This window comes from Pseudomonas sp. SF2 (assembly GCF_036858055.1).
Classification (GTDB): Bacteria; Pseudomonadota; Gammaproteobacteria; order Pseudomonadales; family Pseudomonadaceae; genus Aquipseudomonas.
The window spans coordinates 1-12884 of record NZ_JAMBDI010000016.1 but is presented as its reverse complement, the minus strand read 5'-3'; the positions used below and the strand labels follow the sequence as shown (position 1 = coordinate 12884).

Annotated in this window: 8 protein-coding genes; 5 read left to right on the top strand and 3 right to left on the bottom strand. The window is 63.9% G+C overall.

The genetic code is table 11. From position 1 onward, the window contains the following. Positions 1–58: 58 nt before the first annotated feature. The 3 genes from M2S36_RS11240 (at position 59) to M2S36_RS11230 (ending at position 3049) form a co-directional block, all read left to right on the top strand. Complete coding sequence (locus M2S36_RS11240; protein ID WP_233688089.1) at positions 59–1912, top strand: Lnb N-terminal periplasmic domain-containing protein; 1854 nt, start codon at positions 59–61, stop codon at positions 1910–1912. Between the two features lie 215 nt (positions 1913–2127). Beyond that, on the top strand, positions 2128–2484 hold the full coding sequence (locus tag M2S36_RS11235; RefSeq protein WP_207832339.1) for a hypothetical protein: 357 nt from the start codon (positions 2128–2130) through the stop codon (positions 2482–2484). Positions 2485–2551: 67 nt separating this feature from the next. Further along, positions 2552–3049 carry a GreA/GreB family elongation factor gene (locus M2S36_RS11230; protein ID WP_241106244.1) on the top strand — a complete coding sequence of 166 codons (498 nt, stop codon included), beginning with the start codon at positions 2552–2554 and terminating at the stop codon, positions 3047–3049. A 123-nt stretch (positions 3050–3172) separates the two neighbouring features. On the opposite strand, the gene gdhA is transcribed toward M2S36_RS11230, so the two are convergent. The 3 genes from gdhA to M2S36_RS11215 all read right to left on the bottom strand — a co-directional run bounded on the left by gdhA (position 3173) and on the right by M2S36_RS11215 (position 7192). Further along, the gene (gdhA, locus tag M2S36_RS11225) at positions 3173–4513 is read right to left on the bottom strand and encodes an NADP-specific glutamate dehydrogenase (RefSeq protein WP_207835667.1); all 1341 of its coding nucleotides are present in this window, start codon (positions 4511–4513) and stop codon (positions 3173–3175) included. Between the two features lie 313 nt (positions 4514–4826). Next, the gene (gene ettA, locus M2S36_RS11220) at positions 4827–6494 is read right to left on the bottom strand and encodes an energy-dependent translational throttle protein EttA (RefSeq protein ID WP_087502930.1); all 1668 of its coding nucleotides are present in this window, start codon (positions 6492–6494) and stop codon (positions 4827–4829) included. Between the two features lie 293 nt (positions 6495–6787). Then, positions 6788–7192, bottom strand: coding sequence for a hypothetical protein (locus tag M2S36_RS11215; RefSeq protein ID WP_207835664.1), 405 nt, complete (start codon positions 7190–7192; stop codon positions 6788–6790). A gap of 248 nt (positions 7193–7440) precedes the next feature. Here M2S36_RS11215 and M2S36_RS11210 point away from each other — a divergent pair, with 248 nt between their 5' ends. Both M2S36_RS11210 and glyA read left to right on the top strand, forming a co-directional pair. Then, positions 7441–11271, top strand: coding sequence for a sensor domain-containing protein (locus M2S36_RS11210; protein ID WP_207835661.1), 3831 nt, complete (start codon positions 7441–7443; stop codon positions 11269–11271). Between the two features lie 217 nt (positions 11272–11488). Further along, positions 11489–12742: a serine hydroxymethyltransferase gene (glyA, locus tag M2S36_RS11205; protein ID WP_003256308.1), complete on the top strand. Its 1254-nt coding sequence runs from the start codon at positions 11489–11491 to the stop codon at positions 12740–12742. The last annotated feature ends 142 nt before the right edge of the window (positions 12743–12884 follow it).

The following is a 12884-nucleotide window of genomic DNA, read 5'->3' as shown; positions in this document are numbered from 1 at the left end:
CCGGCTCCGGGGCGGGTTTCGCCTTTTTTTCGGCATCGTCAAGAAGTAGTTGCCCGATATGCTCAAACGCTTCATATCCCTGGCGCTGTGTGCCTGCGCCCCTGTTCATGCCGCGCCCGCGCTGGACCAAGGCCGTGTCCAGCAACTGGCCAACACCCCTTACTGGATTGCCCTGGGCCATTACGAAACCGCCAAGCTGGGCGGCTGGCGCAGCTATGTGGACGATGATGCGTTCTTCCTCGCCAAGGACGGCGCGCACCACCCCGACCAGGAGCTGCAAGCCACGGTCGAAGCGCTGTACGCCCCGGCCAACCTCGGCGACAAGCACGCCCAGTGCGTGTTCCCGGCGCGCACCCGCTGGCTGCGCGAACAGCTCGACCTGCGCGATTTGCCGCAACCGGACTGCCAGGAGTTCGCCACCTGGTACCAGTCGATCGACCCGCACAGTGCGGCGCTGATCTTCCCGGCGGCCTACCTGAACAGCCCGTCATCGATGTTCGGCCACACCCTGCTGCGCATCGACCAGTCCAATACCCGCAGCGACGACACCACGTTGCTGAGCTACGCGATCAACTTTGGCGCCTATATCGAAGGCAGCGACAACAGCATCCTGTACGCCTGGAAGGGCCTGATGGGTGGCTACCCGGGCCTGTTCGCGCTGATGCCCTACCAGGAAAAACTGTCCGAATACCGCAGCCTGGAAAACCGCGACCTGTGGGAGTACCAGCTGGACCTGACCCCGGAAGAAACCGGGCGCATGGTCGAGCATGTGTGGGAGTTGAAGCAGATCCAGTTCGACTACTTCTTCTTCGACGAAAACTGCTCGTATCGCCTGCTGGAGCTGCTGCAGGTGGCCCGGCCGAGCCTGGACCTGACCTCGCAGTTCCCGCTGACCGCCATCCCGACCGACACGGTGAAGGCCGTGAAACAGTCCGGCATGGTCGCCAGCGAGACGTACCGCCCCTCGCGCGAACGTGAGCTGCTGGCCCGGGCAGAGCCACTCGATCACGGCGAAAAGCGCCAGGTGCTGGCGGTAAGCGCCGACACCGCACAACTGCAGAGCCCTGAATTCAAGGCCCTCCCCCGCGAGCGCCAGGCGCTGGTGCAGGATGCCGCGTACCGCCTGGAGCGTTACCGCGCAAATGGCCAGGCGCGCGACCCTGGGCAGGCCAAGCGCAGCTTCGAACTGCTGCGAGCGATCAACAGCAACCCGCCACCGCCCCTGCAGATCGAGCGCCCGGGCCTGCCCGAGGACGGCCACGACTCGCGCACCTGGCAGCTGGGCGTGGGCACCCGCGAAGACCGCGCCTACGCCGAGTACGGCCTGCGCATGGCCTATCACGACCTGAATGACAACGCCTATGGCTTCCCGCTGGGGGCGCAGATCGAGATCCTGCAGCTGAAGCTGCGCCAGTACGAGGGTAACGACTGGCAGGTACAACGCCTGGACCTGGCCACCATCCGCTCGCTGACGCCGCGCAACGAACTGCTCAAGCCCTGGTCGTGGCAGGTGGCCGGCGGGCTGGAGCAGGTGCCGGGCAAGCATGATGACGAGGTGCTGGTGAGCCATGTGAACGGCGGGGCCGGCGGCACCTGGCAACTGGCCGACGGGTTGCTGGGCTTTGCCCTGGGCACGGTGCGGGTCGAGCACCACAATGATTTTGCCCAGTTCATTGCCCCGGCGGCAGGCTTCAATGGCGGGCTGCTGTGGCGCAACGGGCTGGGCAACATGACACTGGAGGCCAAGGGCGATTATTTCACCAATGGCGAAGTGCGGCGCAGTGTGAGCTTGAACCAGCAGTGGGAGATCAGCCAGAACCTGGGGGTGCGGCTGAGTGCTTCGCGGGAGTTCAGCCAGCTGGCTACGGCGCAGAACGAGGTGATGCTTGAGTTGAAGTGGTACCACTACTGAGGCCGCTTTGCGGCCTTTCGCGGGCATGCCCGCTCCCACAGGTACTGCACAGGCCTCGAATCCTGTGGTGATCCTGTGGGAGCGGGCGCGCCCGCGAATGGGCCAGTGAAGTCAGCAGAGCAATGTGAACCAACCAACTCTTTGACACTGTTTTGACGGCTCCCCGACAAATCGCCACCTAGACTTTCCAGTATCAACCGGAGGGTTTTGTGGTTATGTCGCGGTACTGGTTCGGCGTGTGCATGGCGTTGTTGCTGTCGGGTTGCGAAACCACCCACGAGCAAATGGTCAACCAGGGTTATCCCCCTGCCTACGCCGATGGCTTCCAGGACGGCTGCAGCAGCGGCCGCCAGGCAGCCGGGCTGATGGTTGGCGGCTTTCGCAAGGACGTGCCGCGCTACCTGCACGAGCGTCAGTACGAAAGCGGCTGGGACGACGGCTTTCGCCAGTGCCACGCCATGCAGGACAGCGAAGAACAGCGCCAGTACCACGAACGCTTCTGGGACCAGCGCGAGCGCGACTGGGAGCAGGAAAAGGACCGCGACGCCGCACGCGCCTATCGTCACAACTGAGTCGTAAACGGACATCTCTTGAAACTGGCGGCCTGCGATGATGGTCTCCTGCACAAGGAGGCCACGCATGAGCCGAGCATTCGTCAACGAAGACCAGGCCGCCGCCCAGGCTGACCAGCCGGTTGAGCGACGGGTCAGCGAACAACCCAACTACGTCACCGCCAGTGGCCTGCGCCAGCTGCAGGCACGCGTGGCCGAGCTGAATGCCCTGCGCGGCGAACTGCAGGCACAGGGCGAACGTGGCGACAAGCAACGGCTGGCAGATACCGAACGGGACCTGCGTTACTTCAGCGCGCGGGTGCAGAGCGCCCAGGTGGTGCCGGCAGCGACGTCGCGCAGCAAGGTGCAGATTGGTAGCCGGGTGCGGTTTGTCGATGCGCAGGACCAGGAACATGTGGTGCGGCTGGTGGGCGAGGATGAGGCAGATGCCGGGCGGGGGTTGATCAACTGGGGTTCGCCGCTGGGGCGGGCTTTGCTCGGGGCGGGGCCTGGGGATGAGGTGGTCTGGCGGCGGCCGGTGGGGGAGCAGGTCATCGAAGTGGTTGAGGTTTTTGGTGAAGATTGAGGGACCTGGGGGCTGCTTTGCAGCCCATCGCGACACAAGGCCGCTCCCACAGGAGTACGCAATTCCCTGTGGGAGCGGCCTTGTGTCGCGAAAGGGCCGCAAAGCGGCCCCAACGGCCTCAGATCAAACGACGCCCTGCGCCAGCATCGCATCTGCCACTTTCACGAAGCCCGCGATGTTCGCACCTTTGACGTAGTTGATGCTGCCATCCGCCTCTTCACCGTAATGCACGCAAGCATGGTGAATCGACTGCATGATGTGGTGCAGCTTGCTGTCCACCTCACCGGCAGTCCACAGCAGGCGCATGGCGTTCTGCGACATCTCCAGGCCCGACACGGCCACGCCGCCGGCGTTGGAGGCCTTGCCCGGGGCATACAGGATGCCGGCTTCCAGGAAGATGTCCACAGCCTCCAGGGTGGTCGGCATGTTGGCGCCTTCAGCCACGCAGATGCAGCCATTACGCAGCAAGGTGCGGGCGTCTTCGGCGCCTAGTTCGTTCTGCGTGGCACACGGCAGGGCGATGTCGCACGGCAGGCTCCACGGAGTCTGGCCCTTGCGGAACTCCAGGCCGAACTGCGCGGCCAGTTCGCTGATGCGGCCACGCTTGACGTTCTTCAGCGCCATCACCGCATCCCACTGGGCATCGGTCAGGCCGGCTTCGGCGTACAGGGTGCCTTCGGAGTCGGACAGCGAAATCACCTTGCCACCCAGGTCCATGACCTTGCGCGCGGCATACTGGGCCACGTTACCCGAGCCGGAAATCGCCACGCGGCAGCCATCGATACGCTTGTCCTGGCGCTTGAGCATTTCTTCGGCGAAGTACACGCAGCCGTAGCCGGTGGCCTCCGGGCGGATCAGGCTGCCGCCGTAGGTCATGCCCTTGCCGGTCAGCACCGAGGTGAACTGGTTGGCCAGGCGCTTGTACTGGCCAAACATGAAGCCGATTTCGCGGGCACCCACGCCGATGTCGCCGGCAGGGACGTCCAGGTCAGCGCCGATGTGGCGGTACAGCTCGCTCATGAACGCCTGGCAGAAGCGCATGACTTCGGCGTCGCTCTTGCCTTTGGGGTCGAAGTCCGAGCCGCCTTTGCCGCCGCCCATGGGCAGCGAGGTGAGGGAGTTCTTGAACACCTGCTCGAAGGCCAGGAACTTGAGCACGCCCAGGTTGACCGACGGGTGGAAGCGCAGGCCACCCTTGTAAGGGCCGATGGCGCTGCTCATCTGGATGCGGTAGCCGCGGTTGACCTGCACCTTGCCCTGGTCATCGACCCAGGACACACGGAACAGTACGGCACGCTCGGGCTCGACCATGCGCTCCAGAATGCCGGCCTGCAGGTAATGCGGGTTGGCCTCGAGGAACGGCCACAGGCTGCGCAGCACTTCTTCCACCGCCTGGTGGAATTCAGGTTGGCCCGGGTCGCGTTGCTTCAGGCGCGCGAGGAAATTGTCGACAGATTCGATCATGGTAGACATCTCACCAAGAGGATTGGACTTATTGGTTTTTTTCAGGAATGTACCAAGAAGCAATCGCACTAGAACAGGGCGCGATGTCGTTTTTTTGAAATTATTTGGTGCGTTTTCTATAACTGTATACAAATTTGCAATCAGTGTTGGCTTCTTCGCGGGTAAACCCGCTCCCACAGAGGAGCTGCGCAAGCCCGAGAGCTATAGGTATCCCTGTGGGAGCGGGTTTACCCGCGAAGAAGCCAACGCCGCTTTCCAGCAGGCACAAAAATGGGGCCGCATAGGCCCCATTCTTGTGCATCAGAACACCGGCTTACTGGGCCAGCTTCTTGTGCCGTACACGGTGCGGCTGGGCAGCAGCATCGCCCAGGCGCTTCTTGCGGTCGGCTTCGTACTCGGTGTAGTTACCCTCGAAGAACACCACGTTCGAGTCGTCTTCGTACGCCAGGATGTGGGTAGCCACACGGTCCAGGAACCAACGGTCGTGGGAGATCACGATTGCCGCGCCCGGGAAGTCCAGCAGGGCTTCTTCCAGCGAACGCAGGGTTTCGACGTCGAGGTCGTTGGACGGTTCGTCGAGCAGCAGGACGTTACCGCCCTCCTTCAGGGTCAGGGCCAGGTGCAGGCGGCCACGCTCACCACCGGACAGGTCCTTGACGAACTTCTGCTGGTCGCCACCCTTGAAGTTGAAGCGGCCCACGTAGGTACGCGACGGGATCTCGTAGTTGCCGATGCGGATCACGTCGGAACCGTCGGAAACCTGCTGGAACACGGTCTTGCCACCGTCCAGGTCCTCGCGGCTCTGGTCGACGCAGGCCAGCTGCACGGTTTCACCGATCTCGATGCTGCCCGAATCCGGCTGCTCCTTGCCCATCAGCATGCGGAACAGGGTCGACTTACCGGCACCGTTACCACCGATCACACCGACGATGGCGCCTTTCGGCATGGAGAACGACAGGTTGTCGATCAGCACGCGGTCGCCGTAGCCCTTGGTGACGTTCTTGAACTCGATGACCTTGTCGCCCAGGCGCGGACCGGCCGGGATGTAGATCTCGTTGGTTTCGCTGCGCTTCTGGAATTCCTGCGACTGCATTTCTTCAAAGCGCTGCAGACGGGCCTTGGACTTGGACTGGCGGGCCTTGGCGCCTTTGCGCACCCACTCCAGTTCCTCTTTCATGGCCTTCTCGTGGGCGCTCTGCTGCTTGGATTCCTGCGCCAGGCGCTCGGACTTGGCTTCCAGCCAGCCCGAGTAGTTGCCTTCGTACGGGATGCCGGCGCCGCGGTCCAGTTCCAGGATCCAGCCGGCGACGTTGTCGAGGAAGTAACGGTCGTGGGTAATCGCTACCACGGTGCCCGGGAAGTCGTGCAGGAAGCGCTCCAGCCAGGCTACCGAGTCGGCATCCAGGTGGTTGGTCGGTTCGTCCAGCAGCAGCATGTCGGGGGCCGACAGCAGCAGGCGGCACAGGGCCACGCGGCGCTTCTCGCCACCGGACAGGTGCTCGATGCGCGCGTCCCAGGCCGGCAGGCGCAGGGCGTCGGCGGCCACGTCCAGCTGGCGCTCCAGGTTATGGCCGTCGGCGGCCTGCAGGATGGCTTCCAGCTTGGCCTGCTCGGCGGCCAGCTTGTCGAAGTCGGCATCCGGTTCGGCGTAGGCCGCGTAGACCTCGTCCAGGCGCGCCTGGGCGTCCTTGATCACGCTGACCGCTTCCTCGACCACTTCGCGCACCGACTTGTTCGGGTCCAGTTGCGGTTCCTGCGGCAGGTAGCCAACGTTGATGTCGGGCATCGGACGGGCTTCGCCGTCGAATTCCTTGTCGACGCCCGCCATGATCCGCAGCAGGGTCGATTTACCGGCGCCGTTCAGGCCGAGCACGCCGATCTTGGCGCCCGGGAAGAACGACAGGGAAATGTTCTTGAGAATTTCCCGCTTCGGCGGCACGACCTTGCTCAGCCGATGCATGGTGTAGACGTATTGAGCCAAAACCAAGCCCTCTAATCAGATAGGTAAAGACATCGACGATCGCCCCGGCGCGCTGGCCAGGGTGATGTATTTACGGGGTGTCATTGAACAAAGTCGACCATTCTACGCCAACGCGCAGCGTTGCATAGGAGGGGCGGATGGTGGGGATGGGATCGGGGGGAATCTATTGCCTGTACCGGCCTCTTCGCGGCTGAAGCCGCTCCCACAGGTACTGCACAGCGCTCGTAGGCAGTGATAATCCCTGTGGGAGCGGCTTCAGCCGCGAAAGGGCTGGCACAGCAGCCAAAGAGGGCTCAGACGTGACGCTGCTTGGCCGTACCCCGCGGCAAGCGGCAGCGGTCGCCCTGCTCGGCCAGGCGCGCGGCCCAGGCGGACTTCACGCTGAAGCCACCGCTACGAGCAGGCTGCTGCTCGACAGCTTTGGCCGGTTTGGCGGCCGCAGGCACACTGCTGACGACCTTGGCCGCCGGCTTGACCTCGGCCACGGCAACTGCCGGCTCTGCCGCCGCCTTGGCGGTCTTGCGCAGTTCAGCCAGCGATGGGCTCTTGCTCTTGGCGACAGCTGCCGCCTCGGGTTTGCTCAGCGAACGCTGGCAAGACTTGCAGGATACGTCCTCGGTCACGGCAGTGCTGACAAGGGTCTGACTGCTGCGCCCACAGGCGGAATCGAGGCCATTGGTGGAAAAGTGAGTAACCAAAACCGAACATCTCCGATGCGTTGTCATTTGAAGCAGGCGCTATTCTCGCACAGGTTGCAGGGGCTTGCCGAACCACCGGGCAGGCACCACCGGTCCAGCGGACTGGCACTTTGCCATAATCCTAGGCATGCTAGCCCGTTTCAGGTGTCCGGCCTTATAGTGCACCACCGCGGTCTGGCAACCAGACACCGGCGCATACCGTGCATGATCCATCCCTGCCATCGCCAGCCCAATCGCAGGATCAACGCTTGACCAATCTTACACATCCGTCGTCATTGCGTTCCGCGCCACAGGCGCCCGTCGCTTCGCTGCGCGGGTCGATCAAGGGTGCGCTGGCGCTGCTGGCCCTGATCCTGCTGGGCCTGCTGCTGTGGCAATTGTTCGCCCAGTTCAACCATACCCAGGCCGACCTGCGCAAACAGAGCCTGGACGCCGCCGCCGAACAGGCCGACCACCTGAGCCTGAACATGGCGTTCAAGGCCCAGCAGGCCATGAATGTGATGCAACCCTACCTCAAGGCACCGCCACCCAAGGCCCTGCCCAGCCTGCTGGGCACTCTGCGCAAGCGCCTGCCGGCCCTGCAGAGCATGGCCTGGCTGGACGCTGCCGGGCAGGTGCAGGCCGACAGCCTGGACGGCAGCCCCGACCGCCAGTTGCTTGACGAGCTATTCAGGTTGAACCAGGGTCGCCCGTACTTCTTCACCAACTCGGCCGACAACCGCACCCTCTACCTGTTGTTACGTCAGGCCACCGAAGAGGACCGCGGCTACTGGCTGCTACGCCTGTCGCCGGACTACTACCGCACCCTCACCCTTCACCTGAATGATGCCGGCCACCCGCTGTGGCTGCTGGAAAACAGCCGCAACGGCGAGGTACTGCAAAGCCATGCGCCGGCCGATACCAGCAACGAACCGCTGCAAAGCGTGATGCTGGCCTTCATCGACAACAGTACCTGGCAGCTGCGCGGCCTGTTCGACGCCAAGCGGGCCCAGCAGAAACTGCTGCCGGCGCTGCTCGGCAAATGCCTGCTGGTGCTGTTCTGCGCCCTGCTGCCGGTGCTGGCCCTGATCAACATGCGCCGCCGCCAACGGGCGCTACAGGAAGACCGCCGGCGCTACCAGGAAATCTTCGAAGGCACCGGCGTGGCCTTGTGCGTGCTCGACCTGTCCAGCCTGCCCGGCAAACTCGACCGCTACCACCTGCGCAACCCTGCCGCGCTCAAGCACAGCCTGGCCCTGGACCCGACCCTGCGCCGCTCGCTGCTGCTGGAGCTGAAGATCACCGAGATCAACCAGGTGGCCCGCCAGTTGTTGAACATCGACTGCCACGAAGGTGCCTGGCAGCGCCTGATCGACGGCACTGGCGATGGCCGCGACAGCGTCGGCATGCAGTTGATCGACGCGCTGATCGAGCAACGCCCGCTGCTGGAACTGGAAGTGCGCCTGCCGGCGCCGCTGGGTGGCGAGCTGCACCTGTGGCTGATGGCCCGCCTGCCGCAGCAGCGCCGTGATTACCAGGCGGTCATCCTCAGCATCAGCGACATCACCAGCCGCAAGCAGGTGGAACTGTCGCTGCTGGAGCGCGAAAGCTTCTGGTCGGACGTGGTGCGCACCGTGCCCGACCAGCTGTACGTACAGGACGTGCTCAACCAGCGGATGATCTTCAGCAACCGCCACCTTGGCCAGACCCTGGGCTACGACCGTACCGAGCTGGCGCAAATGGGCGACCGCTTCTGGGAACTGCTGCTGCACCCCGAGGACGCGGCGCACTACCAGGCACTGCGCCAGCAACAGCGCGACAGCGGCCATGACCAACCGCTGCACTGCCAGCTGCGCTTCCGCCACCGTGATGGCGGCTGGCGCTGCTACGACATCCGCGAACAAGTGCTGACCCGTGACGCCGATGGCCTGGTGACGCGCATCATCGGCGTGGGCAAGGACGTGACGGTGCAGATCGAGGCCAGCCAGTCGCTGCGCGACAGCGAGCAGCGCTACCGCATGCTCGCCGAAAGCATCAGCGACGTGATCTTCTCCACCGACAGCCTGCTCAAGCTCAACTACGTCAGCCCCTCGGTGCAGGGCGTGCTGGGCTACCAGGCCGACTGGATCTTCGCCAACGGCTGGCAGTCGATCATCGCCAACCCGGCCCAGCTCACCGGCATCTACAGCCTGATGGAGCGCGTCAGCAAGGCCATGAGCGACCCGGCCCAACTGGCCCAGCTGCGCAGCCAGCTGCCGACCCAGTTGTTCCTGTTCGACTGCCTGCGCGCCGATGGCCGCAAGATCCCCATCGAACTGCGCCTGGTACTGGTGTGGGACGATGAGGAGCGCTTCGAAGGCGTGCTCGGGGTGGGCCGCGACATCAGCCAGCAACGGCGTGCCGAAAAAGACCTGCGCATGGCCGCGACGGTATTCGAGCACTCCACCTCGGCGATCCTCATCACCGACCCGGCCGGCTATATCGTCCAGGCCAACGAAGCGTTCAGCCGCGTCAGTGGTTACGCCGTCAGCGAGGTACTCGACCAGTTGCCGGGCCTGCTCACCGTCGACGAACAGCAGGAGGGCCACCTGCGCTATGTGGTCAAGCAGCTGCACCAGCGCGGCAGCTGGGAGGGCGAGGTGTGGCTCAAGCGCCGCGACGGCGACCACTACCCGGCCTGGGTCGGCATCACCGCGGTGCTGGACGACGAAGGCGACCTGGCCAGCTACGTGTGCTTCTTCACCGACATCAGCGAGCGCAAGGCCAGCGAACAGCGCATCCACCGCCTGGCCTACTACGACGCCCTCACCCACCTGCCCAACCGTACGTTGTTCCAGGACCGCCTGTACAACGCCTTGCAGCAGGCCGAGCGACAAAAGGCCTGGGTGGTGCTGATGTTCCTCGATCTGGACCGCTTCAAGCCGATCAACGACTCCCTCGGCCACGCCGCCGGCGACCGCATGCTCAAGGACATGGCCCAGCGCCTGCTGGCCTGTGTGGATAACGACGACACCGTGGCGCGCATGGGCGGCGACGAGTTCACCCTGCTGCTGCAACCGCGCGCCACTCGCGAGATGGCACTCAACCGCGCCATCCATGTGGCCGAGAACATTCTTGGCAGCCTGGTGCGGCCGTTCGTGCTGGAAAACCGCGAGTTCTTCGTCACCGCCAGTATCGGCATCGCCCTCAGCCCACAGGATGGCAGCGAGCTGAGCCAGCTGATGAAAAACGCCGACACCGCCATGTACCATGCCAAGGAACGCGGCAAGAACAACTTCCAGTTCTACCAGGCCGAGATGAACGCCAGTGCCCTGGAACGCCTGGAGCTGGAAAGCGACCTGCGCCATGCCATGGAGCAGAACGAGTTCATCCTCTACTACCAGCCGCAGTTCAGCGGCGACGGCAAGCGCCTGACCGGCGCCGAAGCCCTGCTGCGCTGGCGCCACCCGACCCGCGGCCTGGTGCCGCCGGGCGACTTCATCCCGGTGATCGAAGAGCTGGGCCTGGTGGTGGACGTGGGCGACTGGGTGCTGCGCGAGGCCAGCCGCCAGCTCAAGGCCTGGCACAAGGCCAAGGTGCGCGTGCCCAAGGTGTCGGTGAACATCTCGGCGCGGCAGTTCTCCGACGGCCAGCTGGGCACGCGTATCGCCACCATTCTGGAAGAAACCGGCCTGCCACCGGCGTGCCTGGAGCTGGAGCTGACCGAAAGCATCCTGATGCGCGAAGTGAACGAAGCGCTGCAGATTCTCGCCAGCCTGAAAAACCTCGGCCTGAGCATCGCGGTGGACGACTTCGGCACCGGCTACTCATCGCTGAACTACCTCAAGCAGTTCCCCATCGACGTGTTGAAGATCGACCGCACCTTCGTCGACGGCCTGCCTGAAGGCGAGCAGGATGCACAGATTGCCCGGGCGATCATCGCCATGGCCCACAGCCTCAACCTGGCGGTGATCGCCGAAGGCGTGGAGACCCACGAGCAGCTGGAGTTCCTGCGCGAACATGGTTGCGACGAAGTGCAGGGCTACCTGTTCGGGCGGCCGATGCCGGCGAATCAGTTCGAGGCGCAGTTCGCCAACGAGACCTTGTTCATGTTCCATTGACCGGTTGCCTGCGGTGCTCCCACAGGTAAGGTGTTATGGCTGAGTGCCGGATAGAAAAACGGACCTGCGAGTCAACTCAGATTCCCGCCCAGCCCAGACACGGCGCGGGATACAACATGAGGCCCATTGGTCCGCGACTTGATGCCACTTCATATGCCAGCCGCCAATCAATCGGTTAGAATGCCCCCCCAATTCACCCCGATCCTTGAGGACCGCCATGTTCAGCCGTGATTTGACCATTGCCAAGTACGACGCCGAGCTCTTCGAAGCCATGCAGCAAGAAGCTCTGCGCCAGGAAGAGCATATCGAGCTGATCGCTTCGGAAAACTACACCAGCCCGGCAGTCATGGAGGCCCAGGGCTCGGTCCTGACCAACAAGTACGCCGAAGGCTACCCGGGCAAGCGCTACTACGGTGGTTGCGAGTACGTCGACGTCGTCGAGCAACTGGCCATCGACCGTGCCAAGGAGCTGTTCGGCGCCGACTACGCCAACGTCCAGCCGCACGCCGGCTCCCAGGCCAACGCTGCCGTCTACCTGGCCCTGCTGTCGGCCGGTGACACCATCCTGGGCATGAGCCTGGCCCACGGTGGCCACCTGACCCACGGTGCTTCCGTCAGCTCTTCGGGCAAGCTGTACAACGCCATCCAGTACGGCATCGACAGCAACGGCCTGATCGACTACGACGAAGTCGAGCGCCTGGCTGTCGAGCACAAGCCGAAGATGATCGTTGCCGGTTTCTCGGCCTACTCGCAGGTGCTGGACTTCGCCCGCTTCCGTGCCATCGCCGACAAGGTCGGTGCCTACCTGTTCGTCGACATGGCCCACGTTGCCGGCCTGGTTGCCGCTGGCGTGTACCCGAACCCGGTTCCGTTCGCCGACGTGGTCACCACCACCACCCACAAGACCCTGCGCGGCCCGCGCGGTGGCCTGATCCTCGCTCGCAAGAACGAAGAGATCGAGAAGAAGCTGAACTCCGCCGTCTTCCCGGGCGCCCAGGGTGGCCCGCTGGAGCACGTCATCGCTGCCAAGGCCATCTGCTTCAAGGAAGCCCTGCAGCCTGAGTTCAAGGCTTACCAGCAGCAAGTGGTGAAGAACGCCCAGGCCATGGCCAGCGTGTTCATCGAGCGTGGTTTCGACGTGGTTTCCGGTGGCACCCAGAACCACCTGTTCCTGCTGTCGCTGATCAAGCAGGAAATCTCCGGTAAGGACGCTGACGCCGCCCTGGGCAAAGCCTTCATCACCGTCAACAAGAACTCGGTACCGAACGACCCACGTTCTCCGTTCGTCACCTCGGGCCTGCGTTTCGGCACCCCAGCCGTTACCACCCGTGGTTTCAAGGAAGCCGAGTGCCGCGAGCTGGCTGGCTGGATCTGCGACATCCTGGCTGACCTGAACAACGAAGCGGTGATCGACGCAGTACGTGAGAAGGTCAAGGCTATCTGCAAGAAGCTGCCGGTTTACGGCAACTGATTGGCAATTGCCTGACAGGAAAAAGCCCGGCCTCGTGCCGGGCTTTTTCGTTTTCAGGTGGCGAATCCTGTGGGAGCGGGCGTGCCCGCGAAGAAGACAACACGGTGGATGGCACCGGCTGCGCCGGTGTTCGCGGTGTACG